This is a genomic window from Streptomyces sp. NEAU-174 (genome assembly GCF_052665095.1).
In genome coordinates this window covers 313727-340044 of record NZ_JBQTCE010000008.1, presented here as the reverse complement: position 1 = coordinate 340044, position 26318 = coordinate 313727, and the positions used below count along the sequence as shown (strand labels likewise).

At 71.9% G+C, this 26318-nt stretch carries 28 protein-coding genes; 16 read left to right on the top strand and 12 right to left on the bottom strand.

Features of this window, described 5'->3' with window-relative positions:
* Window positions 1-85 precede the first annotated feature (85 nt).
* The 4 genes from alr to ACT2CW_RS24735 all read left to right on the top strand — a co-directional run bounded on the left by alr (window position 86) and on the right by ACT2CW_RS24735 (window position 3572).
* Entirely contained in the window at window positions 86-1240 is a 1155-nt protein-coding gene (alr, locus tag ACT2CW_RS24750) for an alanine racemase (protein WP_182467815.1), read from the top strand.
* 2 nt (window positions 1241-1242) lie between these two features.
* Window positions 1243-2466, top strand: coding sequence for an alpha/beta fold hydrolase (locus tag ACT2CW_RS24745; protein ID WP_445518314.1), 1224 nt, complete (start codon window positions 1243-1245; stop codon window positions 2464-2466).
* A gap of 152 nt (window positions 2467-2618) precedes the next feature.
* Window positions 2619-3152, top strand: coding sequence for a tRNA (adenosine(37)-N6)-threonylcarbamoyltransferase complex ATPase subunit type 1 TsaE (gene tsaE, locus ACT2CW_RS24740; RefSeq protein ID WP_164434360.1), 534 nt, complete (start codon window positions 2619-2621; stop codon window positions 3150-3152).
* Window positions 3153-3365: 213 nt separating this feature from the next.
* Window positions 3366-3572: a hypothetical protein gene (locus ACT2CW_RS24735; protein WP_445518313.1), complete on the top strand. Its 207-nt coding sequence runs from the start codon at window positions 3366-3368 to the stop codon at window positions 3570-3572.
* 268 nt (window positions 3573-3840) lie between these two features.
* On the opposite strand, the gene ACT2CW_RS24730 is transcribed toward ACT2CW_RS24735, so the two are convergent.
* Window positions 3841-4380, bottom strand: a complete 540-nt coding sequence (locus ACT2CW_RS24730; RefSeq protein WP_445518312.1) for a hypothetical protein — start codon at window positions 4378-4380, stop codon at window positions 3841-3843.
* Window positions 4381-4573: 193 nt separating this feature from the next.
* On the opposite strand from ACT2CW_RS24730, the gene tsaB reads away from it, so the two are divergent.
* Genes tsaB through ACT2CW_RS24710 form a run of 4 tightly spaced genes read left to right on the top strand, consistent with a single transcriptional unit; the run spans window position 4574 to window position 7197 of the window.
* Window positions 4574-5242 (top strand): tRNA (adenosine(37)-N6)-threonylcarbamoyltransferase complex dimerization subunit type 1 TsaB, encoded by a 669-nt coding sequence (tsaB, locus tag ACT2CW_RS24725; RefSeq protein WP_182467813.1) that lies wholly within the window; start codon window positions 4574-4576, stop codon window positions 5240-5242.
* A 32-nt stretch (window positions 5243-5274) separates the two neighbouring features.
* Window positions 5275-5844 (top strand): ribosomal protein S18-alanine N-acetyltransferase, encoded by a 570-nt coding sequence (gene rimI / locus ACT2CW_RS24720; protein WP_445518414.1) that lies wholly within the window; start codon window positions 5275-5277, stop codon window positions 5842-5844.
* The gene (gene tsaD / locus ACT2CW_RS24715; RefSeq protein ID WP_037952962.1) at window positions 5837-6937 is read left to right on the top strand and encodes a tRNA (adenosine(37)-N6)-threonylcarbamoyltransferase complex transferase subunit TsaD; all 1101 of its coding nucleotides are present in this window, start codon (window positions 5837-5839) and stop codon (window positions 6935-6937) included. Before rimI ends, tsaD begins: the two co-directional genes overlap by 8 nt.
* The gene (locus ACT2CW_RS24710; protein ID WP_445518311.1) at window positions 6934-7197 is read left to right on the top strand and encodes a hypothetical protein; all 264 of its coding nucleotides are present in this window, start codon (window positions 6934-6936) and stop codon (window positions 7195-7197) included. The genes tsaD and ACT2CW_RS24710 overlap by 4 nt, the downstream gene beginning before the upstream one ends.
* A gap of 306 nt (window positions 7198-7503) precedes the next feature.
* Here ACT2CW_RS24710 and ACT2CW_RS24705 read toward each other — a convergent pair whose 3' ends face one another.
* Window positions 7504-9501, bottom strand: a complete 1998-nt coding sequence (locus ACT2CW_RS24705; RefSeq protein ID WP_445518310.1) for a BTAD domain-containing putative transcriptional regulator — start codon at window positions 9499-9501, stop codon at window positions 7504-7506.
* Between the two features lie 126 nt (window positions 9502-9627).
* Here ACT2CW_RS24705 and ACT2CW_RS24700 point away from each other — a divergent pair, with 126 nt between their 5' ends.
* Window positions 9628-10533, top strand: a complete 906-nt coding sequence (locus tag ACT2CW_RS24700; RefSeq protein ID WP_445518309.1) for an alpha/beta fold hydrolase — start codon at window positions 9628-9630, stop codon at window positions 10531-10533.
* Here ACT2CW_RS24700 and ACT2CW_RS24695 read toward each other — a convergent pair.
* Window positions 10528-11397 (bottom strand): polysaccharide deacetylase family protein, encoded by an 870-nt coding sequence (locus tag ACT2CW_RS24695; RefSeq protein ID WP_445518308.1) that lies wholly within the window; start codon window positions 11395-11397, stop codon window positions 10528-10530. The genes ACT2CW_RS24700 and ACT2CW_RS24695 overlap by 6 nt on opposite strands.
* A gap of 170 nt (window positions 11398-11567) precedes the next feature.
* On the opposite strand from ACT2CW_RS24695, the gene ACT2CW_RS24690 reads away from it, so the two are divergent.
* The gene (locus tag ACT2CW_RS24690) at window positions 11568-12368 is read left to right on the top strand and encodes a hypothetical protein (RefSeq protein ID WP_445518307.1); all 801 of its coding nucleotides are present in this window, start codon (window positions 11568-11570) and stop codon (window positions 12366-12368) included.
* Here the strand turns inward: ACT2CW_RS24690 and ACT2CW_RS24685 are convergent.
* From ACT2CW_RS24685 to ACT2CW_RS24670, 4 genes are all read right to left on the bottom strand, one after another.
* Window positions 12296-12658 (bottom strand): hypothetical protein, encoded by a 363-nt coding sequence (locus tag ACT2CW_RS24685; RefSeq protein WP_445518306.1) that lies wholly within the window; start codon window positions 12656-12658, stop codon window positions 12296-12298. The two genes, ACT2CW_RS24690 and ACT2CW_RS24685, sit on opposite strands and share 73 nt — an antisense overlap.
* A 101-nt stretch (window positions 12659-12759) precedes the next feature.
* Window positions 12760-13581, bottom strand: a complete 822-nt coding sequence (locus ACT2CW_RS24680; RefSeq protein WP_445518413.1) for an arylamine N-acetyltransferase family protein — start codon at window positions 13579-13581, stop codon at window positions 12760-12762.
* A 103-nt stretch (window positions 13582-13684) separates the two neighbouring features.
* Entirely contained in the window at window positions 13685-13897 is a 213-nt protein-coding gene (locus ACT2CW_RS24675; RefSeq protein ID WP_037953046.1) for a DUF397 domain-containing protein, read from the bottom strand.
* 10 nt (window positions 13898-13907) lie between these two features.
* Window positions 13908-14759 (bottom strand): helix-turn-helix domain-containing protein, encoded by an 852-nt coding sequence (locus ACT2CW_RS24670; RefSeq protein ID WP_432047718.1) that lies wholly within the window; start codon window positions 14757-14759, stop codon window positions 13908-13910.
* Between the two features lie 158 nt (window positions 14760-14917).
* Between ACT2CW_RS24670 and ACT2CW_RS24665 the strand changes: the two genes are divergently transcribed.
* Window positions 14918-15385 (top strand): ATP-binding protein, encoded by a 468-nt coding sequence (locus tag ACT2CW_RS24665; protein WP_445518305.1) that lies wholly within the window; start codon window positions 14918-14920, stop codon window positions 15383-15385.
* Here the strand turns inward: ACT2CW_RS24665 and ACT2CW_RS24660 are convergent.
* Both ACT2CW_RS24660 and ACT2CW_RS24655 read right to left on the bottom strand, forming a co-directional pair.
* Window positions 15382-16803, bottom strand: coding sequence for an acyltransferase (locus ACT2CW_RS24660; RefSeq protein ID WP_445518304.1), 1422 nt, complete (start codon window positions 16801-16803; stop codon window positions 15382-15384). The genes ACT2CW_RS24665 and ACT2CW_RS24660 overlap by 4 nt on opposite strands.
* A gap of 617 nt (window positions 16804-17420) precedes the next feature.
* A complete protein-coding gene (locus ACT2CW_RS24655) occupies window positions 17421-18623 on the bottom strand; it encodes a class I SAM-dependent methyltransferase (protein ID WP_445518303.1) in 1203 nt (400 codons plus the stop codon).
* Here ACT2CW_RS24655 and ACT2CW_RS24650 point away from each other — a divergent pair.
* From ACT2CW_RS24650 to groL, 3 genes are all read left to right on the top strand, one after another.
* A complete protein-coding gene (locus ACT2CW_RS24650) occupies window positions 18615-19760 on the top strand; it encodes a polysaccharide deacetylase family protein (RefSeq protein WP_445518302.1) in 1146 nt (381 codons plus the stop codon). The genes ACT2CW_RS24655 and ACT2CW_RS24650 overlap by 9 nt on opposite strands.
* 217 nt (window positions 19761-19977) lie before the next feature.
* Window positions 19978-20286, top strand: coding sequence for a co-chaperone GroES (gene groES, locus ACT2CW_RS24645; protein WP_014054228.1), 309 nt, complete (start codon window positions 19978-19980; stop codon window positions 20284-20286).
* Window positions 20287-20423: 137 nt separating this feature from the next.
* Window positions 20424-22049: a chaperonin GroEL gene (groL, locus tag ACT2CW_RS24640; RefSeq protein WP_164434328.1), complete on the top strand. Its 1626-nt coding sequence runs from the start codon at window positions 20424-20426 to the stop codon at window positions 22047-22049.
* Between the two features lie 123 nt (window positions 22050-22172).
* On the opposite strand, the gene ACT2CW_RS24635 is transcribed toward groL, so the two are convergent.
* Window positions 22173-22946, bottom strand: coding sequence for an SDR family NAD(P)-dependent oxidoreductase (locus ACT2CW_RS24635; RefSeq protein WP_037952987.1), 774 nt, complete (start codon window positions 22944-22946; stop codon window positions 22173-22175).
* Between the two features lie 97 nt (window positions 22947-23043).
* On the bottom strand, window positions 23044-23733 hold the full coding sequence (locus tag ACT2CW_RS24630) for an MOSC domain-containing protein (protein ID WP_445518301.1): 690 nt from the start codon (window positions 23731-23733) through the stop codon (window positions 23044-23046).
* A 79-nt stretch (window positions 23734-23812) separates the two neighbouring features.
* Here ACT2CW_RS24630 and ACT2CW_RS24625 point away from each other — a divergent pair, with 79 nt between their 5' ends.
* The gene (locus tag ACT2CW_RS24625; protein ID WP_138914362.1) at window positions 23813-24733 is read left to right on the top strand and encodes a LysR family transcriptional regulator; all 921 of its coding nucleotides are present in this window, start codon (window positions 23813-23815) and stop codon (window positions 24731-24733) included.
* Between the two features lie 110 nt (window positions 24734-24843).
* Here ACT2CW_RS24625 and ACT2CW_RS24620 read toward each other — a convergent pair whose 3' ends face one another.
* Window positions 24844-25158, bottom strand: coding sequence for a WhiB family transcriptional regulator (locus tag ACT2CW_RS24620; RefSeq protein WP_037952995.1), 315 nt, complete (start codon window positions 25156-25158; stop codon window positions 24844-24846).
* A gap of 408 nt (window positions 25159-25566) precedes the next feature.
* Between ACT2CW_RS24620 and ACT2CW_RS24615 the strand changes: the two genes are divergently transcribed.
* Window positions 25567-26178, top strand: coding sequence for a response regulator transcription factor (locus tag ACT2CW_RS24615; RefSeq protein ID WP_003948568.1), 612 nt, complete (start codon window positions 25567-25569; stop codon window positions 26176-26178).
* Window positions 26179-26318: the final 140 nt, after the last annotated feature.

Sequence of the window (26318 nt, the reverse complement as noted above, 5' to 3'; positions counted from 1 at the left end):
ACTCCGTGCGGAGAAGCACACACACGCACTCCGTGCGGAGAAGCACACACTCCGGTCGGGGGATCGGCCTGAGAGACTGACGGAGATGGACGAGACACCGATGCGCGCCCGGGCCGTGGTCGATCTGGCCGCCCTACGGGCCAACGTGAGGGCGCTGCGCGCCGCGGCACCCACGGCCGAGCTGATGACCGTGGTCAAGTCGGACGCCTATGGCCACGGCATGGTCCCGTGCGCGCGAGCCGCCCGCGCGGCGGGCGCGGACTGGCTGGGCGCGGCCACGCCCGAGGAGGCGTTCGCGCTGCGGGCGGCGGGGGACACGGGCCGGCTGATGTGCTGGCTGTGGACGCCCGGCGGCCCCTGGCGGCAGGCCGTCGAGGCGGACATCGACGTCTCGGCCAGCGGGCTGTGGGCGCTGCGCGAGGCCGTCGCCGCGGCCCGTGCGTGCGGCCGTACCGCGCGGCTGCACCTGAAGGGGGACACCGGGCTCGGCCGCAACGGCTGCCAGCCCGCCGACTGGCCCGCCCTGGTCGCCGAGGCCCGCGCCGCCGAGGCGGAAGGGGCCATTCGGGTGACGGGGCTGTGGTCCCACTTCGCCTGCGCGGACGAGCCGGGCCATCCGTCCATCGCCGCCCAGCTGTCGGTCTTCCACGAGATGATCGCGCACGCCGAACGGGCGGGGCTGCGGCCGGAGGTGCGCCACATCGCCAACTCACCGGCGACCCTGACCGTGCCCGAGTCGCACTTCGACCTCGTACGGACCGGCATCTCCACCTACGGCATCTGTCCGAGCCCCGAACTCGGCACGTCCGCCGACTTCGGGCTGCGCCCGGTGATGACGCTCTCCGCCGCGCTCGCCTCCGTGAAGCGGGTGCCGGGCGGTCATGGCGTCTCCTACGGGCACCGCTATGTGACCCCCGGCGAGACGACCCTCGCGCTGGTGCCAGTCGGCTACGGGGACGGCATCCCGCGCCATGCCTCGGGCACCGGCCCGGTGCTGGTCGCGGGGAAGTGGCGGACCATCGCGGGCACGGTCGCCATGGACCAGTTCGTCGTGGATCTGGGCGGCGACACCGCAGCCCCGGGGGACGAGGCGGTGCTGTTCGGCCCGGGGGACCGGGGCGAGCCGACCGTCGAGGACTGGGCGCGGGCCGTGGGCTCGATCGGCTACGAGATCGTGACCAGGATCTCGGCCCGTATCCCCCGCGTTTATGTAGGTGAGGACGGGGGCACAGGGATCTGACCATGGGCGACGAGACCACGGCCGTCAGCACGGCAGAGATGGCGACACGAGTCGCGGCGGGGGCCACAGCCGTGAGCTGGCGCCGGGGCGCCGGATTCGCGGGTGCCGCGATCGGTGTGCTCGCGGCGGGGGCGGCGGCGGGTGTCGCGCTCGAGCGGCTGACGGTCGGCCGCGGCGTACGGCGCAAGGCGCGGCTCGCCCTGGACGCCGAGGGCCCGTACGGCACGCTGCGCGGCACCCCGGGGACGGCGGTCGCCGAGGACGGCACCGAGCTCTACTACGAGGTCGAGGAGGTGCGGGAGAACGCCGCCGCGCCCTCGCCCCGGCGCAAGCGGCGGTTCGGGCGCCGCGCCCCGGCCCCCGTCACCATGATCTTCAGCCATGGTTACTGCCTCGCCCAGGACTCCTGGCACTTCCAGCGCTCCGCGCTGCGCGAGGTGGTCCGCACCGTCTACTGGGACCAGCGCTGCCACGGCCGCTCGGCGCGCGGCTGTGCCCAGGCGGACGGCGAGGCGATCAGCATCGACCAGCTCGGCCGTGATCTGAAGGCGGTGATCGACGCGACGGCGCCCGAGGGGCCGCTGCTGCTCGTCGGCCACTCCATGGGCGGTATGACGATGATGGCGCTGGCCGCGCAGTACCCCGACCTGATCCGCGAGCGCGTGATCGGCGCGGCCTTCATCGGCACCTCGGCCGGCCGGCTTGGCGAGGTCAGCTTCGGCCTCCCGGTGGTCGGGGTGAACGCGGTGCGGCGGGTGCTGCCCGGGCTGCTGAAGGCGCTGGGCTGGCAGGCCGACCTGGTGGAACGGGGGCGGCGGGCGACCGCGGACCTGTTCGCGGGGCTGATCAAGCGCTATTCGTTCGGTTCGAAGGACGTGGACCCGGGGGTCGCGCGGTTCGCCGAGCGGCTGATCGAGGCCACGCCGATCGATGTGGTCGCGGAGTTCTACCCGGCGTTCATCGCCCACGACAAGGCGGCCGCGCTGCCGCACTTCGACGGGCTGCCGGTGCTGGTCCTCGCGGGCGACAAGGACCTCATCACCCCGATGGAACACAGCGAGGCGATCGCGGAGCTGCTGCCGGGCGCGGAGCTGGTGATCCTCGAGGAGGCCGGGCACCTGGTGATCCTCGAGCACCCGGAGGTGGTCAACGGCCATCTGACGGAGTTGCTCTCGCGGTCGGTGGACGGGGTCGGCGACCGGGCGCGGCGCGGTGTGACGGGCTGACGGGCGGTACGGCTGCCCGGGGCGCTCCGGGGGACGCTGCCTGGGCCGCTCCGGGGCCCGCCGGACGGGGCGTTCCGGGGTCCGGGCGGGGCGTTCGGGGTGGCCGCACGCCGGTCCGCGGCGGGCTTTTCGGGCCCGTACCATCGGCGAGTATGGACGTAGGCACGCGCATCACCGTCACCTCTCCCGACCAGATGCGGGACCTGGGCCGCAGACTCGCCAAGCTGCTGCGCCCCGGCGATCTGGTGCTGCTCACCGGTGAACTCGGCGCGGGCAAGACGACCCTGACGCGGGGCCTCGGCGAGGGCCTCGGCGTCCGGGGCGCCGTCACCTCGCCCACCTTCGTGATCGCCCGGGTGCACCCCTCGCTGGGCGACGGCCCGCCGCTGGTCCATGTCGACGCCTACCGGCTGAACGGCGGCCTCGACGAGATGGAGGACCTGGACCTCGATGTCTCCCTGCCCGATTCGGTGGTGGCCGTGGAGTGGGGCGAGGGCAAGGTCGAGGGGCTGGCGGAGGACCGGCTGCATGTGGTGATCCAGCGGACGGTGGGCAGCGACATGGCGGGCAGCGACATGGCCGTCACGGACACGATGGCCGCTGACGTGGACGACGTACGGGACGTGGTGGTGACGGGCGTGGGTACCCGCTGGGCGGGTGAGGACCTGGCGTCGCTCGCGGGGTAGCGCCGGAGCCGCCCGGTCACCCCGGTCACCCCGGTCAACCGGTCAAACGGTCAAGCCGCAGGTAGAGCTCGCGTGCAGATGCCGCGTAGTTTCCGACAAGCCGTCGGCATGCTGTTGCATTCCGGGCATCACCCGTGGTCACATGGTGGGAGAAAGCGTGGGTTAGGTCTGCCTAACTCGGCTCGACTGCCCCAGGACCCTCAGGAGGCATCCATGTCGGCCCACGACCCTGTGGCCGGGACCGGCGCCGCGCGCGACGACCGGTCACCGTCGATGTCGGAGCTCCTGGCGGCGTGTGCGGCGGCGAGCGCGGTCTCGACGCCTCCGCGGCCGGCCGAGGAGGAGACCGAGGAGGCCACCGGGGAGACCCCGGCGTCCGTCGAGCCGGAGGCGGATGACGAGGAGCGGGACGCGGCATAGCCGCGCACGGCTACGTCATCCGGTTACGTCATCCGGCTACGATGCCCAGCCACGTCGTCCGCGTCCGCTACGGGGTGTCCGCTGGACCACGCGGGCGGAGCCGTATTCCCTCCCTGCCCCTTCCCGCGGTATCGATATGCGGCTCCGCCGCGTGGCAGGGGCCTCGCCCCTGGACCCGGGGTCTGGGGCGGAGCCCCAGTTGAGGGAAGGGGCGGGTAGGGGAACAGCCCGCCGCAGGCGCCAAGCCCCAAGACCCGCCGGACGCCCCCTAGGGGACGACGACCACCTTCATGTTCGGCTGCGCGAACTCCCACATCGCCGTACCGTCCGCCCGGCTCTCCCGGACGGCCCCGGTCCGCTTGCGCGCGTTCGGGTCCGGCATCGACCCGTCCACCGCCGCGCTGAAACCGAACACGACCCCCCCTTCCGAGTGGAAGACGACGACGTGCTCGACCTGCACTCCGTCCGAGCCGACCCCGCCCTTGTTGCGCGAGGTCACCGTGTAGGTCCCCGGGTCGGGGCTGGCCGGGCTGGGGCCCACCTCGAAGGTGCGGTCGGCCTTGCCGTCGGCGCCGACCAGCCAGACCCGCTTGTCGCCGAGGGCGTAGACGACCCGTGCGCCGGTGCCGGAGCGGGCCGGGAGGGCGGTGGACTTCTTCTTCGACCCCGCGTCGTCCTTGGCCTTCTTCTTGGACTCGGCGGAGTGCGACCCGGGCCGGGCCTGGGTCGGATGGTCGGGCGCGGTCGCGGCGGCCTGGTAGCCGAGGAACCCGACGACGCCCAGCGCGGCGGCGGTGAGTACGGCCACAGCTGGCCCGGTACTGCTCCTTGGCACGGTGGCTTCCCTCTCCTGCGGTCAGTACGTGCTGACGGCCCGTACACAGTTACGGTGACGGTAGCACCGGCGCCCGTCGCCCGGCCGCGCTCCGGCCGCCCGGTCATCGAGCTGTTCCACCGTCGGTACGAAAGAACGACCTCCCGGCGCGCCGTAGGCTGTTCTCGTGCTGTTGCTCGCTCTTGATACCGCCACCCCGGCCGTGACCGTCGCCCTGCACGACGGCTCCGCGGTGATCGCCGAGTCCGCCGACGTGGACGCCCGCCGCCACGGCGAGCTGTTGCTGCCCGCCGTCCACCGGACGCTGAAAGCGGCGGGCACCGAGCTGGGCGCGGTGACGGAGATCGTCGTCGGCGCGGGCCCCGGCCCGTACACCGGACTGCGCGTGGGCCTGGTGACCGCGGCCACCTTCGGGTCGGCCCTCGGCGTCCCCGTCCACGGGCTGTGCACGCTGGACGGGATCGCGTACGCCGCCGGGCGGGCCGGTCTGGAGGGCCCCTTCGTCGTGGCCACGGACGCGCGGCGCAAGGAGGTCTACTGGGCGCGTTACGACGACGCCCGCACCCGCGTCACCGAGCCCGCCGTCGACCACCCCGCCGACCTCGCCGAGCGGGTGGCCGGGCTGCCCGCGGTCGGCGCGGGCGCGCTGCTCTACCCGGCGGCCTTCGCCGACGTACCGCCCGGGATGCCGGAGCACCAGTCCGCCGGGGCGCTCGCCTCGCTCGCCGCCGAGAAGCTGGCGCGCGGCGAGGAGCTGCCGCCGCCCCGGCCGCTGTATCTGCGCCGCCCCGACGCGAAGGTGCCCGCCAACTACAAGGTGGTCACCCCGAAGTGACCGGCGTCGGCACGACCGTGACCCTGCGCGAGATGCGCTGGTGGGACCTGGAGCGGGTGATGGAGCTCGAGGAGGAGCTGTTCCCCGAGGATGCCTGGTCGCGGGGGATGTTCTGGTCCGAGCTCGCGCATGCCCGGGGCCGGGACGCCACCCGTCACTATGTGGTGGCGGAGGAGGGGGCTCGGCTGGCCGGGTACGCCGGGCTCGCGGTCGTCGACCGCACCGGCGACGTCCAGACCATCGCCGCCGCCCGCGACCACTGGGGCACCGGCCTCGGCGCCCGCCTCCTCACCGACCTCCTTACGGCCGCCACCGCCTTCGAGTGCCGTGAGGTGCTGCTGGAGGTGCGGGTGGACAACGCCCGCGCGCAGCGGCTGTACGAGCGCTTCGGCTTCGAGCCCATCGGCATACGCAAGGGCTACTACCAGCCGGGCAATGTGGACGCCCTGGTCATGCGGTTGGCCGACCCGGCGACGGCGAGCGCGGCCGCTATCGCGAACGGCGAGCCCACGCCGAACGCGGCGTCCACCGCGCACACAGCGAATCCCGCGAATCCTGCGAACCCCGCGACCTCAGTACAAGGAACCGAGACCCATGGCTGACGAACCCCTCGTCCTCGGCATCGAGACCTCCTGCGACGAGACCGGCGTCGGCATCGTCCGCGGCCACACCCTCCTCGCCGACGCCGTCGCCTCCAGCGTGGACGAGCACGCCCGCTTCGGCGGTGTCGTCCCCGAGGTCGCCAGCCGCGCCCATCTGGAGGCGATGGTCCCCACGATCCAGCGCGCCCTGAAGGAGGCCGGGGTCGCCGCCTCCGACCTCGACGGCATCGCCGTCACCGCGGGTCCCGGGCTCGCGGGCGCGCTGCTGGTCGGCGTCTCGGCCGCCAAGGCGTACGCCTACGCGCTCGGCAAGCCGCTCTACGGCGTCAACCACCTCGCCTCCCACATCTGCGTCGACCAGCTGGAGCACGGTCCGCTGCCCGAGCCGACGATGGCGCTGCTGGTGAGCGGCGGCCACTCCTCGCTGCTCCTCGCGCCCGACATCACCGCCGACGTCCGCCCGCTGGGCTCGACCATCGACGACGCGGCGGGCGAGGCGTTCGACAAGATCGCCCGGGTGCTGAACCTGGGCTTCCCGGGCGGCCCCGTCATCGACCGCATCGCCCGCGAGGGCGACCCGGACGCGATCGCCTTCCCGCGCGGGCTGACCGGTCCGCGGGACGCCGCGTACGACTTCTCCTTCTCGGGGCTGAAGACCGCCGTCGCCCGCTGGATCGAGGCGAAGCGGGCGGCGGGCGAGGAGGTCCCGATCGCCGATGTCTCGGCCTCCTTCCAGGAGGCGGTCGTGGACGTGCTGACCCGCAAGGCGGTCCGCGCCTGCAAGGACGAGGGCGTGGAGCACCTGATGATCGGCGGCGGCGTCGCCGCCAACTCCCGGCTGCGGGCGATGGCCGAACGCCGCTGCGAGGACGCGGGCCTCACCCTGCGGGTGCCGCGGCCGAAGCTGTGCACGGACAACGGGGCGATGGTCGCGGCGCTCGGCGCGGAGATGGTGGCGCGGGGGCGGTCGGCCTCGGCGTGGGACCTGTCGGCCGACTCGTCCCTCCCGGTGACGGACCCGCATGTCCCGGCGCCTGCCGGGCACACCCACGACCATGTGCACGAGCTGAGCCGGAAGAACCTGTACGCATGACGGTCGCGTTGATGTGGGAAGCCCGGGCCGTGGCCGGAAAGGGCGAGGAACTCCTGGCCTGGGCTCGGCGTCAGCCCCTCGACCCGCCCCCGCTCCGCCGCGAAACGTTCCGTGCCCCCGAGGACCGGGTCCTCGTCATCACCTGGTGGGACGGCGCCTACGACACGCAGGGCCTGCCGGAACTCCCCGAGCCGGGGGAGGACTTGGTACGGCGGGCGGTGCACCGCTGGCGCTTCGAGGCGGTAGCGGAGGGGGGCTAGGGGGCACGCCCGGACAGCCCGCCTGCGGCGAGCTGCTCCCCTCCCCGCCCCTTCCCGACACCTGTCGATATGCGGCTCCGCCGCGTGCGGGGCTCCGCCCCAGACCCCGGACCGGGGCTCCGCGCCAGACCCCGAGGCCCGGGCTTCGCCTCAGCCCTCGGGGTTCAGGGGCGGAGCCCCTGCCACGCGGCGGAGCCGCGAATCGATGCTGCGCGGGAAGGGCGGGGAGGGGGGAAACCGTGATATGCGGCTCTGCCGCGTGGTTCGGCGGGCGCCCCGTAGCGGTAGCGGCACTCGGCCGTGCCGCTATCGCAGGGCCTCGGTCAGATCGGCCAGGTGTCGGGAGACCGGGCCGACGGTGAGAAGGCCGCTGCCCGCCCCGGCGAGCTCGGCCGCCGCGGGGGCCAGCGCTGCGTGGGTGCGGGCGATCGTCTCCTGGTCGCCGACGGCGATGGCCGCCCGCCCGGTGAGACACCACAGGGCCTCCAGCAGCAGATCGCGGGGCGGCTCCGGGACCGTGCGCAGCGCCGCCGCGGCCTCGGCGCGGCGGTCCTGGGCCAGCAGCACCAGCGGGCGGGCCCAGGGCGCGTACGGCCCCCAGTCGAGGTCCGCGTCGGTCGGGGCGGGGCGCCCGCGCTCCACGCGCAGACAGAGCAGCGCGAGCGGCAGCAGACCGCGCTCCAGGCCGGGCATCCCGGCGCCGTCCAGCCGCGCGGCGGCGTCCCGGTAGGCCGCCTCGACCGCGGCCTCGTCCGCCCGTCCCGTCGCGGCCAGCCGCAGCGCCCGGTACCACGCGGTGAACACCCCCACCAACGGCCGCTCATGGCGCTCGCCCAGACGCTCGGCGGCGGCCGCGTGCCGGTCGGCCGCCGCGAAGTCGCCGAGCGCGCCGCGGGCCTGGAGCCGGATGAGATGGCCGAGCACCTCGAAGGCGACCAGCCCGTGCCGCGCCGCGAGGGCGATCAGCTCGGCCCCGGTGGCGTCCCGGCGCGGCGCCAGCCCCGCGCGTTCGAAGCTCTGCATGAAGACGCCGTTCAGCGCGAACGCCAGCAGCCCGGGGTCGTCCAGCCGCCGAGCGATCTCCTCCGCCTGCCGAGCCGCCCACCGCCCCCGCTCGGACCGCCCACCCCGCGACTCCACGGCGATCGTCGCCAGCAACCGGGCGCGAATCGCGTCCTGGCCGGGCGCGCCGGGGCCGGCCCCGAAATCGGCCGCGAGCGCGGCCAGCGTGCGTTCGGACGCGGCCACGATCGATGCCGCCTGTTGTGGGTCGTCCAGGCGGGTCCAGATCGCGGGGACGTCGTAGGCGCCGATGACTCGGGCGGTCAGTTCGGGGTCGCCCAGTTCTTCGGCGGCCGCGACGGCCGCCACGCGCTGTCGGCGGGCCGTCAGCAGGCCGCCGCCACCGGTCATCGAGAGGTCGCGGAGCAGGGCGGCCGTCGACTCGAGCCGGGTCCGGGCGCCGGAGGCCACGGTGCGGTCGTACGCGGCGGTCGTGTCCGCCCACACCTGGGCCGCCGCGCCGCCCCGCGTCGCGGTGGGGTCGAGGTGGGGCGCCTGGCCGAGGATGTCCGTCTCCAGGCGGCGCAGCTCCGGGCCCGGGTCCACGCCCAGTTGCTCGACCAGCAGCGTGCGGGCCCGGCGCAGTACCGCCAGCGCGTCGCCCTGGCGGCCGGTGCGGTACAGCGCGAGGGCCAGCGCCCGCCAGGCGCCCTCGCGCCAGGGGTGCTCGGCCAGATGCGCCTCCAGGTCCGGCACCGCCTCGGCGGCCCGGCCCAGCGCCAGCCGGGCCTCCGCCTGGCGCTCGACGGCGTGCAGCCGCAGCTCCGCCAGCCGGGAGCGCTCGCCCCGGGCCCAGCCCTCGTCGGCGAACTCCGCGTACGCGGGTCCGCGCCACCGGCTCAGCGCCTCCTCCAGCCGGGGCAGCGCGCCGTCCGGCGGCAGGGTCGCGGCGGCGGACACGTCCTGTTCGAAGCGCCAGGCGTCCACCGCGTCCGGGTCGGCCCGCAGCGCGTACCCGGGGCCCTCGGTGACCAGCAGCCGGGCCGGGGTGCGCGGCGGGCGCTGCGGCTCCAGCGCGCGGCGCAGCGCGGCCACGAATGTACGCACCGCCCCCACCGCCCCCGGCGGCGGCTCCGCCCACAGGTCCTCGATCAGCCGGGAGACGGGTACGACGCGGCGGCGCGCGACGATCAGCCGGGCCAGCACCGCGCGGTGCCGTGGCCCCTTGAGCGCGATCGCGCGCCCGTCGGCGTCCGCGTCCCAGGCCACCACCGGCCCCAGTACCCCGAAACCGACCCGCATGCGGTCACCGTAGCGCGCTGATCGGATGCTCATCCGCACCCGGCAGGCTGGCAGCCATCTCGTCAGTCACTCACTTACGTCCGGTCGTCCGGTCGTCCGGTCGCTCCACAGAAAGCGCGTTCACCCATGGCCCCTGTCATTCCCGGCTTCGACTACCGCCGCGTCCCCGTCGCCGACGGCGTGTCCCTGAACGTGGCCGTCGCGGGCTCGGGCAGCCCCGTCGTCCTGTTGCACGGCTTTCCGCAGACCCACCTCATGTGGCGGCACGTGGCCGCCGACCTCGCGGCCGATCACACCGTGATCTGCCCCGACCTGCGCGGCTACGGCGCCAGCGACAAACCGCCCGCCAATGCCGACACCGACACCGACCCCGCCGCGTACGCCAAGCGCACCATGGCCGCCGACATCGTCGCCCTGGCCCGCGCGCTCGGGCATGACCGCTTCGCGCTCGCCGGTCATGACCGCGGCGCTCTGGTCGCCTTCCGGGCGGGCCTCGACCACCCCGACACGATCACCCATCTCGCCTGCCTGGACGTGCTGCCGACCCTCGACATGTGGGACGTACTGCACGGCACCACCGCCGCCGTCGGCTTCCACCTCTTTCTGATGGCCCAGCCCCCGGGGCTGCCCGAGCGGATGATCGCCGCCTGCCCCGACGACTTCTTCGGCCACTTCCTCGACCTGTGGGCGGGCGACCCGCGGGCGATCCCCGCCGAGGTCCGTGCCGCCTATCTGGACGCCTGCCGCGCCGCGGTGCCGTCGATCGTGGCGGACTACCGCGCCTCCGCCGGTGTCGATGTCGACCACGACCGGGCCGACCGGGACGGCGCACGCCGGCTGACGATGCCGCTCACCGTCATCCAGCAGGACTGGGGCGCGGCCCTCGGCTATGACGCGGCGGCGCTATGGCGCGCCTGGGCCGACGACCTGGACCACCGCACCGTCGGCTACGGCCACTTCATGGCCGAGGAGGCACCCGCCGACATCGCCAAGGCGCTGCGGGAGCTCCTCACTCGCCAGCGGAAGCTATAGGTCCCCGGAGCAGTCCCCGGAGTAGTGGTCGGCGATCTCGTCGCTGGTCGTCACCCACACCCCGGGGTGGTTCACCACGTACTCCAGCGCCTGGTCCACGTACCTGTGCCGGAAGGGCTGGTTGATCACGAACGGATGCAGCACGAGCGACATCACCCGCCCGCTGTCGGCCGAGTCCGCGTAGAGCTGGTCGAGCTGGTCCTTGACGATCCGGACGAAGTCCGGCCCGCTGAGGCTCTTGCCGACGAAGAGCTGGACGTCGTTGACCTCGATCGAATACGGCACGCTCAGCATGCCCGGCACGTTCAGCCGGTACGGCTGGTCGTCGTTGGCCCAGTCCAGTACGTACCGCAGCCCCAGCTCGGCCAGGAGTTCCGGGGTGCGGAAGGTCTCGGTCAGCGCGGGCCCGAGCCAGCCGCGCGGCCTGCGGCCGGTGGCCTTCTCGATGGTGTCGATCACCTCGGTGAGGTAGGCCCGCTCCTCCTCGGGGGACATGTCCGCCTGGAGGATCGAGTTGTTCCTGCCGTGCGCCGCCCACACCCAGTCCCGTTCCCGCCCGGCCCGGATGATCTGGGGGTAGCGCTCGGCGACATCGGAGTTGAGCATCACGCTCGCCCGCACCTGGTGCCGGTCCAGGCTCTCGATCAGCCGCCAGATCCCGACCCGGGGCCCGTAGTCCCGCCACCCGTAGTTCAGCGGATCGGGCGCCAGCGCCCGGGTGTCGGGGAAGATGCTGGTGGAGGGGCGGTCAACTTGGTAGTGCTCGACGTTCAGCCCGACGTAGAAGGCCACCCGGGCCCCACCGGGCCAGTGGATCGGGGCGCGTTCGACGATGGGGCTGTAGTCGAAGAGCTGGTTGTCCATCAGGGCTCACCTCATCTGTACGGCTCAGCTGTACGGCGGTTCGGCACCGCTCGATGGACATCGTGAAACCCTCACATAAATGAGAAGGTCAAGTGGCCTGCCCTCGTGAGCTGAGAGACTGCGTCGGCGTACACCGCAGTGCCCCGCGTGCCATGAGCACCATGAGTGTCATGAGTGCCATGAACGCCATGGGTGCCATGAGTGCCATGAGGAAGGACGCCATGACGCCGCCCCACGAGCTTCCGCCACCGCCGCCCGCCCCGGACGAGCGGCCGTGGAAGGACCGCGCCGGGTTGCTCGACGCGCGGGCGCGGGCGATGGGGGCGCTGGCGCGGTGGTACCTGGCGCCGCACCGGGCGCTGCTGCTGTGGCTGTCCACGCTCGTCTTCGCGCTGGGGTGGAGCCTCGCGGTCTCGGGATTCCAGTTCCTGGTGAAGGGCGAGATCATCGAGCACGTCCTGGGCGTGATCTTCCTGGGTCTCGCCCTGGGCGCCACCGTCCCCTCCAGCCTGGGGGTGTTCTCCGGCCTCCGGAGCGATGTCTTCGTGGGCGCCTGCCTCCGCGACTGGGCGGAGCTGGAGCGCGATCCCCGGACGCTGCCGCACTGGCGGGTCTCCGGCGGCGCTCTCCTGTGGCTGGGCCCGTCCATCGTGCTGGCCTGCCTGGGGCTGGCGCTGGGCGGGTTCGCGGTCTTCTCGGACGTCGGCACGGAGAGCGTGGGCACGGTCGCCGGTATCGGCCTGGTCTTCGCGGCCGCCGGAGCGCTCGGCATGGCCAAGGCGATCGACTACTACCGCCTGGTCGGCCGCGAACTCCGCCCCCTGCGCTCCGACACCGGCGGTCCGGACGCCTACGGTCCGGACCCGTTGGAGCCGGACCCGTTAGATCCGGACTCCGGCTACGACGACGGCTTCTCCGATGACGGCTTCTCCGACGATGGCTTCTCCGACGACGGCTTCTGTAGTGACTGAAAGCGGGTCCGCAGCTCCTCGTACCGCTCACCCGGGGTCTCCCCGCGCTCCTTGGCGACCTCCTCGATACGGGTCAGCAGCTGCCTGACCCGCACGGCGTCCGTATAGGCGTCGCGCTCCAGCTTCTTGTACGCGGCGGCGGCCGGGCCCTTGTGATCGTCGGGGTCCACCGACTGCCTCAGATGGCCGAGACGCTCGATCTGTTCCTCGAGGTAACTGAGCATTCCCTCAAGGTCTTTGATGAGATCCGACAGATCCTGGTCCGATACGGACAGTTTGTCTTTACTCATGTTCCATCCGCCCCTGCCACCCTCCCATCGGCCCATCAGCGGGATGATCGTGCCATGACCGGGGCCGGTATGGAGAGCCACCCGGGGTAACTGCTGTGCGGTCAGTCCGGCAGGGCCGTGCCCGGGGGCAGTTCGATGCCGAAGTCGGCGGCGAGAACGCGCAGCACCTCGTCGTTGTCGGCGAGTTCGCGCTCCTTACGGCTGCCGTCGGAGTAGGTCTCGACGAGAGTCCGCCCGGACAGCAGGAGATGGCGGTCCAGGGCGGTGCGCTGGACGTGGAGGGTGTGCTGGAAGGGCGAACGTGGGTTGGTGGCGACGTGCCAGTTGATGACCCCGTAGTCGGACGCCTCGAAGGGTTCGCGGGTGAAGGCGTACTGGTCCTGCCAGGAGCCGTCGAGGAACGCCTGGAACACCCACAGGTCCTCCAGCCCCTCCGGGTACGGCTCGCGGACGTAGCGATGGCGGCGGGGGCCGTCGTGGAACTCGGTGTCGGCGACGAGCGGCACGGCCTCCAGGAGGCTGCCGACGCTGCCGAAGCCCACATCGGCCACGTAACGCCGCTCCTCGCCCGGGATCCCGACCAGCAGCAGCATGTGGGTGCGTGGCCGGACCGTCCCGGGTGCCGCTCCGACCCGGACGCGGGCGGTGAGGCCGGTGACCCGGAAGCCGAGGGCGGTGAGGGCGGCGGTCAGCAGCGTGTTGTGCTCGTAGCAGTAACCGCCGCGCCGGCCGCGCACCAGCTTGGCCTCGAGGTCGGGGACGGCGAGGGAGGGGGCCGAGCCGAGGAGGGGGTCGAGGTTCTCGAACGGTATGGACGTGAGGTGCGCCCGATGCACCGCCCGCAGCGTCTCCACAGTGGGGGCGGGGCGCCGGTCGCCGGTCCAGCCGATACGCGTCAGATAGGCGTCGAGATCAAGGGCGATACGTTCCATACCGCCGACCGTAACGCCGGAGCCCCGGTGCCGGCCTCCGCTCATGGTGGGGGCCTCGCCTGGGCCTCTGGACGTAGGTCCGTTACGCCGTCCGTTACGTCCCCGGCACCGCCGCGAGGTGATCGAGCGCGCCCGCCTTGATCGACTGGAGCAGGGCTCCCAGCCTCGCGGGGCTCGTGGTGAGGACCGTACGGGGGTCGTCGCTCTCGCGCAGGGCGACGGTGGTGCCTATGAAGGCGAGTTCTATGCAGGAGTTCCCGTCCCCCGCGCTGGAATAGGAGGATTTCTGCCAGTTGACCTCGGTCATCTCCACGCCTTCATGTCTGTTGAGCGATGTCACGAATGAAATCACGTGACTCCTTCTCGGAGAGGGCCGCCTCGGTGGTGCGGTCCAGGACTCCACGATGGTTGACGAGCTGGGACTGCGCGTCCAGGAAGACCGGGCCGTGGGCGGCGTCGAGCTGCGCGGTGTCCAGCTGGGGCACCGCCCCCAGGGCGTAGGTGACCGAGAGCCCGGGCACATGGAACCCTCCGGCCTCGAAGGTCAGCACGCGCACGGTGACGTTCTTCCGCTCGGAGGACTCCAGCAGGCTGTCCAGCTGCGCGCGCAGCACGCGGTCGGTACCGAATCGCATGCGCAGCGCCGCCTCGTGAATGATGAAGGTGCACGGCGGCGGGTCGTCCCGGTCCAGGATGTCGCGGCGCTTCATGCGGTGGGAGAGCCTGCGTCTGAGGTCCGTGGCGGACCACGGCGGGACGGTGGAGCCGAGCACCGCCCGCGCGTACTCCTCTGTCTGCAACAGGCCGGGCATGTGCATGATTTCCAGCACGCGCAGGCTCGTGGCGTAGTACTCCAACTCGGCCAGGTCGAGCCCGCCGGTGGCGATATAGCCCCGGTACTCCTCCCACCAGCCGCCCTTGCGCTCCCGGGCCATGGCGACGAGCGCGTCGACGTACGCGCTGTCCGGGCAGGCGTAGATGGCGGCGAGGGCCCGGACCCGCTCCTCGCTCACGCCGAACCGCGCGAGCTCCAGGTTGGTGATGTGGGTGCGATTGATGCCCAGCCGGTCGGCGGCCTCCTGAATGCTGAGCCCCGCGCCTTCGCGCATCCTCCTGAGTTCTGTGCCGAGCCTGACTTGACGCGCGGTCGGGACGCTCCGGGGTGGCATGGTCCTCCGTAACCCTCAAGGAGTAATCGTCGGGGAAATTCAACGGGACCGTAGCAGTTGTTTGCACCGCTGCCCTACCGTAGGTGTCGTTGCCGCTACTGCGCGTTGATCGCCGTAACGGTACGCGCGCTGTCGGCCCCCTCACAGGGAGTTGCCCCATGGATTCCGATCACGAGTCCGACGACCGTCCCCCACGCCGCCCACCCGTTCCCTCCAGGGATCCGTACGTCTACACCTTGCAGAGCAGCCGGCACGCGACCTCCGCCAAGGTCTGCCGGGACTTCGTCGCCTGCGTCCTGAACTCCGTGGGGCAGGAGGAGCTGGTCGACACGGCGACGCTGTGCGCCTCGGAGCTGGCCACCAACGCCTTTCTGCACGCCGAGGGCGACTCCGTGATGCTGCGCGTGGTGATCGAGCCGCCCCGCTTCCGCGTCCTGGTCTACGACGCCTCCGCCGAACTCCCCACCGCAGCCTGCCTCCCCGAGGGGGACCGCCTCCACGGCCGTGGCCTCGGGCTAGTGGCGGCCCTGGCCGACGCGTGGGGGACGGCGGAGGGGGACGCGGTGGGCATGTACGCCAAGGGGGTCTGGTTCGAACTCGCGGGCAAGGAGGAGGACGAGGCTTAGCCGGCCGCGACGAACGTCAGCGGAAATGCCTGGCCGGAATCCGCGTAACGGTGGAACCGCCCGACCCAGGACGGCTCCTGAAGGGCCCGGGCCTGGTCGCGGGGGAGCGCGATGTGCACATCGCGGCCGCCGTCCTGGTCGGCCGGGGTCGGCGCGATATGCACGGTCCAGGGAATGGGGATGGGGGAGAAGTCGTACCAGAAGGGGGCGCCCTGGCCGAAGTCGATGCGATAGAAGGGCAGCTTCGACCAGTTGTTGATCGCGATGGTGTTGTCGAACGCGTCCAGGCCCATGGTGGTCATGACCCGCTTGAGGCGCCCCGCGTCGCGTTCGGCGCAGAGGAATGCCGCTTCCTCGCGGATTCGCTCCTCCGTGTTCTCGGCATAGCCCGCGCGGATCGTCGCGGCGATCTCGCCGAGCGGGCGGGAACGCAGTTCGGCGGCGGTCATTCCGGGACGGGTGTTGGTGACGGCGTTGCCCCAGTAGTCATCCGGTACGGCCGCGCCGACGAACGAACGGAAGTCGGCGATGAGGCCGAGCCTTTCCACGCTCGAATCGGGGCGGTTCCGCAATGCGCCGAGCACTTTCCACAGATGGGCGGTGAGCGCGTCATTGGTCGACACCCACCGATCCGTGCCCGCGAGGTCGGCCGTCGCGGCGTCCTTCATGGCGGTCAGCTCGGCGGCGGTGAAACGGGTGGTCACGGTCGTCACACCGCCGAGGCTGCCGCGTAGGGCGCGGCCCACGAAGGCGGTCTTCTGGCCGCGCCCGGTGACGGTGAGATGGGCGCTGCCCGTGGGGCCGCCCATGCCGCCCGTAAGGGTGTCACCGGAGGCCGGGGCGCCGAGCGCGTCGATGACCCCGCGGTCGTGGTTGGGCTTGGCGTATCCGAGGCCACGGTGCTCGTGCGACCAGGCTTCCAGGAAACTCATATAGCTGGATCCGTCGCCCACGGCGTGGTTCATCGTGAGCCCGAGGATGGAGCCGCCGCCTTTCATATGGGTGAGCTTCACCGTGAAAAGCGGTGTATCGCGGTCGACCACCCAGAACGGCATGGCGTGACTGAGATAGCGATCCAGTCCCTTTTTCGCCGTGCGGCGGGGTCCGTAGTCCGGCATGGGCGTGGATGCCTGGGCCTCGACGAAGCGCACACCCGAGTCGTCGCACAGCACGCTGAGACCGCCGTCGGGGTCCTTCTTCATGCGCCCCGAAAGAACGGGGAAGTTACGCAACGTCCGGCCGAGGGAGGCGCGGAGCGCCTCGCCGTCGAGCGTCTCCCGGTAGAAAAACGCGCGGGGCGTATAGACCGTGCCGATGAGCATGTCGTAGACGCTCAGCCGTATGCGGTCACCGGTCGCCTCTCCGGCACATACGGTGAACGATCGCTTGGCGCCGCTTTCGGTGGCGGAAGCCGTCATACTCACACGCTCTTTCGTCGGGCCCAGACGCGCTGTCACGTCGACGCGTTGCCGTAACTCCCGACGCGTTGACCGTAACTCTCGAGGCGTTGACCGTAACCTGCGGGGCGGGGGCGGCCTCGTGAAGTGGTCCGGGTTTAGGGAATTCCCCAACGCGGACCCGGCCTGGATCGTCCGGCGGACCTTTCCTCTCCCCCGTACCAGGGGCTCGGCCCCTGAACCCGACGGTCCGACGCAGCCGCCGTGGCGGCCTGTACCGGCGGGCTGGTCGCGGTCGGCGCGCCCGCGCGGCGGATGGCTGGGCGGGTGCCCGCGCAGGTCCGGGGGTGGGACCCCGGGCACCCTTTAGCGCGCTGGCATGCCAGGACGGCGGGGCGGTGGATCTTTCCCCTCCCCGCCCCTTCCCGTAACCAGGGGCTCGGCCCCTGGACCCCGGGGATCGACGGGCTCACCGTCACCGCCGTGGGTGCTTGTACCGGTGGGCTGGTCGCGGTTGGCATGCCCGCGCGGCGGATGGCTGGGCGGGTGCCCGCGCAGGTCCGGGTCGTCGGGCCGGGGCCTGGGGCGGAGCCCCAGTTTCGGGAAGGGGCGGGGTGGGGAACAGCTCGCCGCGGGCGTCAGGAGCCGGTGGGTAGGGGCTGGGCCGGGTGGCCCAGTAGCATCGTGGGGGAGCCCGCCGACCTCGTCAGCACGATCGTGCAGGCATTCCCACCCTCGAGCCGCAGCTTCTTGCGGAGCTGCTCCGGCTCGACCGCCGACCCCCGCTTCTTGATGGTCGCGACGCCGACCCCCCGCTCCCGCAGCAGCGCCTTGAGCTTCTTCAGGTTGAACGGCAGCACATCCGTGATCTCGTATGCGGTGGCGTACGGCGTCGGGCGCAGCTCGTCCGTCGTGATGTAGGCGATCGTCGGGTCGATCAGACGGCCGCCGACGCGGGCCGCCACATCGGCCACGAGATGGGCGCGGATGACGGCGCCGTCCGGTTCGTAGAGCCAGCGGCCGACCGGGCCGGGCTCGGGGTCGGGGAGGAGCGGGGTGCCGATCAGGGAGTGGCCGCTCGGCAGCAGCGTGGCGCGGCGCAGCCCGGGGCGGGCGGTGCCGAACCACAGGACGGCCTCCTTCACATGGCCGTGGTCCGAGATCCACTCGGCCTCCGCGTTCTCGGGGATCGCCTCGTGCGGCACCCCGGGGGCGATCTTGAGGGCGGCGCGCGGCGTGGTGCGGGCGGTCTCGATGGCCCAGGAGAGGGGCGGGGAGTACGCCTCGGGGTCGAAGACGCGGCCCCGGCCGCCGCGCCGGGCCGGGTCGACGAAGACCGCGTCGAAGTCCCGGGTGCCGACCTCGGTGACATCGTCGCAGCGGACCTCGATGAGCTCGGCCAGGCCGAGCGCCTCGGCGTTGGCGCGGGTGACGGCGCAGGTCAGCGGGTCGCGATCGACGGCGAGTACGGAGATCCCGGCGCGGGCGAGCGCGATCGCGTCGCCGCCGATGCCGCAGCACAGATCGGCCATGCGGCGGACGCCGAACTCCGCGAAGCGGGAGGCGCGGTACGCGGCCACGGAGGTGCGGGTGGACTGCTCGACGCCGTTCGGCGTGAAGTACATGCGGTGCGCGTCCTCGGGGCCGAATTTGGCCACCGCCCGCTGCCGCAGCGCGGCCTGCGTCAGGGCCGCCGAGACCAGCGCCGGGGGATGGTCGCGGCGCAGCCGCGTCGCGGTGGCGAGCTCCTTCGCCGGGTCGTAGTCGCGGAGCGCCGAGAGCAGCGCCTGCCCCTCGTCGCCGAGCAGTGAATCGAAGGCGTCAACGTCCACATGGCCCATTCTCTCCGCTCCCAGGGGAGCATTCGCACCCCGCTCGGCGCGCGGGTCGGCACGACAGAGCTGAAGATCGCTTTTGTGATGATGATCAAGGCTGGTCTTTCAAGGTGTCTGGTTCTCACCGCCGCGGCGGCCGCGACGGCCGTGCTCGCCGGCTGCGGGGCGCTCGGCGCCTCCGGGCCGCACACCCGGACGGGGAAGGCGGCCGGTCTTCCGCCGTCGGCCTCCGCCGGTCCGCACACCGCGTCCGGGACCTCCGGGCCGCCACCGTCGTCGTCGGGGAGCACACACGAGGACGGCACGCCTCCATCGGGTCCGGCGGCTATGGGCTCCGCGCCGCCACCGGGCCCGGCGGCGATGGGCTCCGCGCCGTCATCCGGTCCGGCGGCTATGGGCTCCGCGCCGTCATCGGATCCGACGGCGACGGGCTCCGCACCGGTGGCGTTCCCGGACGCCTACCGCCGCTGGGGGCTCGACCGGCCCCTGATCCCGGCGCCGCGCCCGCCCAGGGTCAAGCCCCCGCTCGCCGCGATGTGGCCCCCGGTACCCGGACTGGCGACGGTCATCCGCCGGGTCGCCACCACCGATCGGGTGGTTTTCCTGACGCTCGACGACGGGATCGAGAAGGACCCGGCCTTCATCGACCAGGCCCGGGACCTCGGTCTGCCGTTCACGCAGTTCCTGGAGGACGAGGTGATCGGCGACCACTACGACTACTTCCGCCGGCTGCGTGAGCTCGGGAACCGGATCGGCAACCACACCCTCACCCACCCCAAGCTCGCGGGCGAGGACTACGCGTTCCAGCTCCATGAGATCTGCGGTCAGCAGGACGTCCTCCACTACCGCCTCGGCCTGGCGCCCCACCTCTTCCGTCCGCCTTACGGGGACTACGACTGGAACACGCTGCGGGCGGCGGCGGACTGCGGGCTGGGGAAGGTGGTGCTGTGGCGCGCGGAGATGGAGCCCGACGGACTGGTGTACCGCTCGGGCAGCGGGCTCCGGCCCGGGGACATCATCCTCGCCCACTTCCGCGGCCCGGACATGTTGAAGGGCGCGACGATGACCGACATGATCACTTCGCTGCTGCGGGAGGTTCAGGCGCAGGGCTTCGCGGTGGCTCGGCTGGAGGACTACATCTGACCTCCGCCACGTCGTCCCGTCCCGAGGTCGGCACCGCGTCGCTTGGCACTCTAGTTGACTGAGTGCTAACCGCGTCATAATGTCGAGGCTGGCACTCGGGACCGATGAGTGCCAGGGATACAGCGACGGGCAGGTCCGGCACCCGCGACGACGGATCCACCTGGTCGCCACCTCAGACAGTTGACCCCGTGAGATCTCCGAAGGGGGAGGTCGGATCGTGACGACCACCAGCTCCAAGGTTGCCATCAAGCCGCTCGAGGACCGCATTGTGGTCCAGCCGCTCGACGCCGAGCAGACCACGGCTTCGGGCCTGGTCATTCCGGACACCGCCAAGGAAAAGCCCCAGGAGGGCGTCGTCCTGGCTGTGGGCCCGGGCCGCTTCGAGGACGGCAAGCGGCTTCCGCTCGACGTCTCCGTCGGTGACGTCGTGCTCTACAGCAAGTACGGCGGCACCGAGGTGAAGTACAGCGGCGAGGAGTACCTCGTCCTCTCGGCTCGCGACGTTCTCGCGATCGTCGAGAAGTAATCACCGAAGTTTTGCCTATGAGCCGTGCCCCGGTGCCCGTGTCATCTGAAACCGGGGTCGGGGCACGGCTTGTTTGAGCGATAGCGGCTGCCTCCGCAAGGCGGCCGAGGATCGCAAAGAGAGGACATACGGAACTCATGGCGAAGATCCTGAAGTTCGACGAGGACGCCCGTCGCGCCCTCGAGCGCGGCGTCAACAAGCTCGCGGACACCGTCAAGGTGACCATCGGCCCCCGTGGCCGCAATGTCGTCATCGACAAGAAGTTCGGTGCCCCCACCATCACCAACGACGGTGTCACGATCGCTCGTGAGGTCGAGGTCGAGGACCCGTACGAGAACCTTGGCGCGCAGCTCGTCAAGGAGGTGGCGACCAAGACCAACGACATCGCGGGTGACGGCACCACCACGGCCACCGTGCTGGCCCAGGCGCTGGTGCGCGAGGGCCTGAAGAACGTGGCCGCCGGCGCCTCCCCGGCCGCCCTGAAGAAGGGCATCGACGCGGCGGTCAAGGCCGTCTCGGACGACCTGCTGGCCACCGCCCGCCCGATCGACGAGAAGTCCGACATCGCCGCCGTGGCCGGGCTGTCCGCCCAGGACAAGCAGGTCGGCGAGCTGATCGCCGAGGCGATGGACAAGGTCGGCAAGGACGGTGTCATCACCGTCGAGGAGTCCAACACCTTCGGTCTGGAGCTCGACTTCACCGAGGGCATGGCCTTCGACAAGGGCTACCTCTCGCCGTACATGGTCACCGACCAGGAGCGGATGGAGGCCGTCCTCGACGACCCGTACATCCTGATCCACCAGGGCAAGATCTCCTCCATCCAGGACCTGCTGCCGCTCCTGGAGAAGATCATCCAGGCCAACGCCAGCAAGCCGCTGCTGATCATCGCCGAGGACGTGGAGGGCGAGGCCCTCTCCACCCTCGTCGTCAACAAGATCCGCGGCACCTTCAACGCGGTCGCGGTGAAGGCCCCGGGCTTCGGTGACCGCCGTAAGGCCATGCTCGGCGACATCGCCACCCTTACGGGCGGCACCGTCATCGCCGAGGAGGTCGGCCTCAAGCTCGACCAGGTCGGCATGGACGTGCTGGGCACCGCCCGCCGCGTGACCGTCACCAAGGACGACACCACGATCGTCGACGGTGGCGGCAAGGCGGACGAGGTCTCCGGCCGCGTCGCCCAGATCAAGGCCGAGATCGAGTCCACGGACTCCGACTGGGACCGCGAGAAGCTCCAGGAGCGGCTCGCCAAGCTGGCCGGCGGCGTGTGCGTGATCCGCGTGGGCGCGGCCACCGAGGTCGAGCTCAAGGAGAAGAAGCACCGCCTGGAGGATGCCATCTCCGCGACCCGCGCCGCGGTCGAGGAGGGCATCGTCTCCGGTGGTGGCTCCGCGCTGGTCCACGCCGCGAAGGTGCTGGAGAACAGCCTGGGCCTGGAGGGCGACGAGGCCACCGGTGTCGCCGTGGTCCGCCGCGCCGCGGTCGAGCCGCTGCGCTGGATCGCCGAGAACGCCGGTCTCGAGGGCTACGTGATCACCTCGAAGGTCGCCGAGCTCGAGAAGGGCCACGGCTACAACGCGGCCACCGAGGAGTACGGCGACCTGGTGAAGGCCGGCGTCATCGACCCGGTCAAGGTCACCCGCTCCGCGCTGGAGAACGCGGCGTCGATCGCCTCGCTGCTGCTCACCACCGAGACCCTGGTGGTCGAGAAGCCGGCCGAGGAAGAGGCCGAGGCCGCCGGCCACGGCCACGGTCACGCGCACTGACGCTCCGGCGTACTGCCACGAGCAGCGCGAAGGCGCGGCCGCCCGGTTGGGCGGCCGCGCCTTCGCGTGTCCCGGTTCCGGTTCTGTTCCGGTTCCGGGTCCGGTTCGGGTTCCACCGGGCGGCTACCCCTTGGCCGGGGGGCGGCCGACCTTGGAGGAGAGGGAGGAGAGGGCCGAGCGCGGGGCCAGCTTCGCCAGGCTCGACATCGCCTTGTAGCGCGGATCCGGGATGGACAGCGACTTGCCCCGGGCGAAATCCTTCAGCGCCGCCGTGACCAGCCGGTCCGGGTCCAGCCACATCCAGCTCGGCACGCTGGTGTCCTTGATCCCCGCCCGCGCGTGGAACTCCGTACGGACGAACCCCGGGCACAGCGCCATCAGCCGCACCCCGGAGCGGGCCAGGTCCTTCGCCGCGCCCTGCGTGAACTGCACGACCCACGCCTTGCTCGCCCCGTACGTCCCGCGCGGGAAGAAGGCCGCGACCGACGCCACATTGATCACCCCGCCGCGCCCCCGGTCCCGCATCGTCCCGGCCCCCGCGCTGGTCAGCCGCAGCACCGCCTCGCAGTGCAGCTTCAGCATCCGCAGCTCATCGGCGATCGGCACCTCCAGATAGCGGGCGCGGTTGCCGAAACCGGCGTTGTTGACCAGCAGATCGACCGGGTGGGTACGGTCCTTCAGCCGGGCCTCGACCGCAGCGATCCCGTCATCCTCGGAGAGGTCCGCCACCAGCACGTCCGCCTCCACGCCGTGCCGGTCGTGCAGATCCGCCGCCTGCTCCCGCAGCCGCTTCTCATCGCGCGCGACGAGCACCAGATTGTGCCCGTCGGCGGCGAGCCGGCCCGCGAATGCGGCGCCGATGCCCGCGGTGGTTCCGGTAATCAATGCAGTCGTCATACGCGCACGTTATCGGCCACGGCGGGCCCCGGCGGACCGCCGAGCGGCAGCGCGAGCGATCTGCGTCGGAATGAGCGCTTCCGTCGGTCCGGCTGCGTCAGATCGCCTTCGCGGACCGGTACTTCAGGGCGGTCCTCCGCGCCTCCGGATGCAGCGCCTCACCGGCCGCCAGCACCCTCGGCAGCAGTTCCCGCTCCGTGGTCTCGGCGCGGAAGAGGAACGCGACCGTCACCTCGTGGTCGGGCCGGTGCACGATCTCGACGGCGTCGCCCGAGCGGATCTCGCCGGGCTCGAGCACCCGCAGATACGCACCGGGGACGGCGGCCTGGGTGAACCGCTTGAGCCACCCCCGCTCGCCCAGCCAGCCGGCGAACGTACGGCACGGGATGCGCGGTGAGGTCACCTCCAGCAGCAGCTCGCTCCCCACCCGCCAGCGCTCGCCGATGAGGGCGCCGTTGACGTCGATACCGCTGGTGGTGAGGTTCTCGCCGAAGGAGCCGTTGGCCAGTTCGCGGCCCAGCTCCCGCTCCCAGACGTCGAGGTCCTCCCGGGCGTAGGCGTAGACGGCCTGGTCGTCGCCGCCGTGGTGGCGGAGGTCGCAGACCGAGTCACCGGCCAGACCGCTTCCGGCCTGGCCCTTCGGCCCGGGGGCCGTGACCCGTACCGGGCGGTCGACGGGCCGCTTGTCGATACCGGTGCCTGCCGGGCAGTCGGTGTGGGCGCTCGGCATCGCGCGGCCGATGTTCACGGTGAGGACGGCTGAGGGGTGCGGAGTATGCGGCAACATGACCGCACCGTAGGACAGAGAGGTCAAAGCGTCGACGTAATATCCCGGGCCGTACCCAAGGGTCCCTTATGCTCAAGGCATGATCGAGGCCCGCCATCTCAGGGTGCTGCGCGCGGTGGCCGCCACCGGCTCCTTCTCCGCCGCCGCCCGTGAGCTCGGCTGCACCCAGCCCGCCGTCAGCCAGCAGATGAAGGCACTGGAGGGCGCCGCGGGCACCCCGCTGCTGATCCGCAGCGGACGGGAGATGCGGCTGACCGAGGCGGGCCGGGCGCTGGTACGGCACGCCGGCGGGATCCTGGCCGGGCTGACCGCCGCCGAGGAGGAGGTCGCGGCCATCGCCGGGCTGCGCTCGGGCCGGGTGCGGCTGGTGTCCTTCCCCAGCGGCAGCTCGACCCTGGTGCCCATGGCGCTCGCCGAGATGCGCGCGGAGCACCCCGGAACGCGCGTCTCGCTCGTGGAGGCCGAGCCGCCGGGCTCGGTGGAGATGCTGCGCTCGGGCGACTGCGAGATCGCGCTGGCCTTCCGGTATCCACAGGTGAGCGCGGAGACGGAGGCGGCGTCGGGAGGCGGCTGCGAATGGGACGACCTGGTCCTGCGGCCGCTGCTGAGCGATCGGCTGGTGGGCGTGGTGCCGGAGGGGCACAAGCTGGCGGGCGCCGGGGCGGTGGGGATCGCCGAACTGGCCGGGGAGCCGTGGATCGCGGGCTGCCCGCGCTGCCGGGGGCATCTGGTGGAGGTGTGCGAGTCCGAGGGCTTCACCCCGCGCATCGACTTCGCGACGGACGACTATCCGACGGTCGTCGGCCTGGTCGGGGCCGGGCTGGGGGTGGCGGTGCTGCCCGAGCTGGCGCTGGAGTCGGTGCGGACCAAGGGCGCCACGACGCTGGAGGTGGAACCGGCGGTGCGCCGGGAAGTGGTGGCGCTGACGCTGCCCGACCTCGCCCGCGTCCCGGCGGTGGCGGCGACGCTGGACCGGCTGGAGCGGGCCGCCCGCAGATGAGCGGCGGCGCGCGCACTACTCCGCGGACCGTCCGCGTATGAGCCGGGTGGTGACGGGCTCGGGTGGTGACGGAAGGAACGTTTCTTCAGTTGCCCGGGGTCAGGTCGTGATCACGATCCCGGGGCGCCCGTACTGGCGACCGCGCGGTGCCGCGCCCGCCCCATGAGCTCCTCGCGCTCGTCCTCGGTCAGTCCGCCCCACACTCCGTAGGGCTCGCGTACGGCAAGGGCGTGGGCCGCGCACTGCGCCCGTACCGGGCAGCGCATGCACACCTCTTTCGCCGACATCTCACGTGCGCTGCGGGCAGCGCCGCGCTCCCCCTCCGGGTGGAAGAAGAGCGAGCTGTCGACCCCGCGACACGCGGCCAGGAGCTGCCAGTCCCACAGGTCGGCATTCGGGCCGGGAAGACGGGAGAAATCTGCCATTGCCTTATCTCCTCGAAGTGATCGGCTGCGGACGCTGTGTCCTGGGTCGTACACCTACGGTGTAAGTAGATGTAAATATGACTCATTGCGAATCTAGCCACACAGACCGCCAAATTGGAAGCAAGGTCGCCAAATGCCACCGAAGGGACTGCACCGGGGGCTGCCCTATGGGGGAGGCGCGAAGGGCGCGACCGGCGCGACGAAGCTGCTCCGTGTCCGGGCCCTCACGTAGAGTGTCGAAGGTGGCCGCCGAACCCCGTAACTCTTTCGGGTGACCGTCGTTGAGAGTGCGGAGGCGGTTGATGGGTAAAGCTCTCGGACAGATATCCGGGGCTGTCAATCGCTCAGGTGACGATATGTACCAGCCTGGAGGCTCAAGGTGACGCGCATCAGCTGCGGAGGGCGGCCATGACATCCGTCCTCGTCTGCGACGACTCCCCGCTTGCCCGAGAGGCGCTGCGCCGCGCGGTGGCGACCGTGCCCGGCGTCGAGCGTGTGACGACGGCGGCCAACGGCGAGGAAGTCCTCCGCCGCTGGGGTGCCGACCGCTCGGATCTGATTCTGATGGACGTACGGATGCCCGGTCTCGGCGGGGTCGAGACCGTGCGGCGGCTGCTCTCCGCCGACCCCGGCGCCCGGATCATCATGCTCACGGTCGCCGAGGACCTGGACGGAGTGGCGCTGGCCGTGGCGGCCGGCGCCCGTGGCTATCTGCACAAGGACGCCTCGCGCGCCGAGCTGCGCGCCACCGTGACCCAGGCGCTCGCCGACCCCACCTGGCGGCTGGCCCCGCGCCGGCTGCGCTCGGCCGAGATGGGCGCCGCGCCCACGCTCACCGCGCGGGAGATCCAGGTGCTCGAGGGAATGAGCCACGGCCGGTCCAACGCGGAGATCGGCCGCGAGCTGTTCCTGTCCGAGGACACGGTCAAGACGCACGCACGCCGGTTGTTCAAGAAGCTCGGCGCGTCCGACCGGGCGCATGCGGTGGCCCTCGGGTTCCGCTGGGGTCTGGTCCGCTGATCCGGCCACGACCGTTCTGACGTGCTGCGCAGCGGGGGCGCGACGGTCCCCGCCCGTCGGGTGGCGGGCGGGGCGAAAGCGTGCGCGGCGAGCGCTGTGGTGGTGGCCTGTATCAGTTCCCCGCGCTATGCCGCATCCTT

Excerpts from the sequence above, each read along its gene's own strand:
- alr (WP_182467815.1), top strand. The coding sequence starts at position 86 with ATGGACGAGACACCGATGCGCGCCCGGGCCGTGGTCGATCTGGCCGCC.
- ACT2CW_RS24745 (WP_445518314.1), top strand. The coding sequence starts at position 1,243 with ATGGGCGACGAGACCACGGCCGTCAGCACGGCAGAGATGGCGACACGA.
- tsaE (WP_164434360.1), top strand. The coding sequence starts at position 2,619 with ATGGACGTAGGCACGCGCATCACCGTCACCTCTCCCGACCAGATGCGG.
- ACT2CW_RS24735 (WP_445518313.1), top strand. The coding sequence starts at position 3,366 with ATGTCGGCCCACGACCCTGTGGCCGGGACCGGCGCCGCGCGCGACGAC.
- rimI (WP_445518414.1), top strand. The coding sequence starts at position 5,275 with ATGCGCTGGTGGGACCTGGAGCGGGTGATGGAGCTCGAGGAGGAGCTG.
- tsaD (WP_037952962.1), top strand. The coding sequence starts at position 5,837 with ATGGCTGACGAACCCCTCGTCCTCGGCATCGAGACCTCCTGCGACGAG.
- ACT2CW_RS24710 (WP_445518311.1), top strand. The coding sequence starts at position 6,934 with ATGACGGTCGCGTTGATGTGGGAAGCCCGGGCCGTGGCCGGAAAGGGC.
- ACT2CW_RS24705 (WP_445518310.1), bottom strand. The coding sequence starts at position 9,501 with ATGCGGGTCGGTTTCGGGGTACTGGGGCCGGTGGTGGCCTGGGACGCG.
- ACT2CW_RS24700 (WP_445518309.1), top strand. The coding sequence starts at position 9,628 with ATGGCCCCTGTCATTCCCGGCTTCGACTACCGCCGCGTCCCCGTCGCC.
- ACT2CW_RS24695 (WP_445518308.1), bottom strand. The coding sequence starts at position 11,397 with ATGGACAACCAGCTCTTCGACTACAGCCCCATCGTCGAACGCGCCCCG.
- ACT2CW_RS24690 (WP_445518307.1), top strand. The coding sequence starts at position 11,568 with ATGAGTGCCATGAACGCCATGGGTGCCATGAGTGCCATGAGGAAGGAC.
- ACT2CW_RS24685 (WP_445518306.1), bottom strand. The coding sequence starts at position 12,658 with ATGAGTAAAGACAAACTGTCCGTATCGGACCAGGATCTGTCGGATCTC.
- ACT2CW_RS24675 (WP_037953046.1), bottom strand. The coding sequence starts at position 13,897 with ATGACCGAGGTCAACTGGCAGAAATCCTCCTATTCCAGCGCGGGGGAC.
- ACT2CW_RS24670 (WP_432047718.1), bottom strand. The coding sequence starts at position 14,759 with ATGCCACCCCGGAGCGTCCCGACCGCGCGTCAAGTCAGGCTCGGCACA.
- ACT2CW_RS24665 (WP_445518305.1), top strand. The coding sequence starts at position 14,918 with ATGGATTCCGATCACGAGTCCGACGACCGTCCCCCACGCCGCCCACCC.
- ACT2CW_RS24660 (WP_445518304.1), bottom strand. The coding sequence starts at position 16,803 with ATGACGGCTTCCGCCACCGAAAGCGGCGCCAAGCGATCGTTCACCGTA.
- ACT2CW_RS24650 (WP_445518302.1), top strand. The coding sequence starts at position 18,615 with ATGGCCCATTCTCTCCGCTCCCAGGGGAGCATTCGCACCCCGCTCGGC.
- ACT2CW_RS24655 (WP_445518303.1), bottom strand. The coding sequence starts at position 18,623 with ATGGGCCATGTGGACGTTGACGCCTTCGATTCACTGCTCGGCGACGAG.
- groL (WP_164434328.1), top strand. The coding sequence starts at position 20,424 with ATGGCGAAGATCCTGAAGTTCGACGAGGACGCCCGTCGCGCCCTCGAG.
- ACT2CW_RS24635 (WP_037952987.1), bottom strand. The coding sequence starts at position 22,946 with ATGACGACTGCATTGATTACCGGAACCACCGCGGGCATCGGCGCCGCA.
- ACT2CW_RS24630 (WP_445518301.1), bottom strand. The coding sequence starts at position 23,733 with ATGTTGCCGCATACTCCGCACCCCTCAGCCGTCCTCACCGTGAACATC.
- ACT2CW_RS24625 (WP_138914362.1), top strand. The coding sequence starts at position 23,813 with ATGATCGAGGCCCGCCATCTCAGGGTGCTGCGCGCGGTGGCCGCCACC.
- ACT2CW_RS24620 (WP_037952995.1), bottom strand. The coding sequence starts at position 25,158 with ATGGCAGATTTCTCCCGTCTTCCCGGCCCGAATGCCGACCTGTGGGAC.
- ACT2CW_RS24615 (WP_003948568.1), top strand. The coding sequence starts at position 25,567 with ATGACATCCGTCCTCGTCTGCGACGACTCCCCGCTTGCCCGAGAGGCG.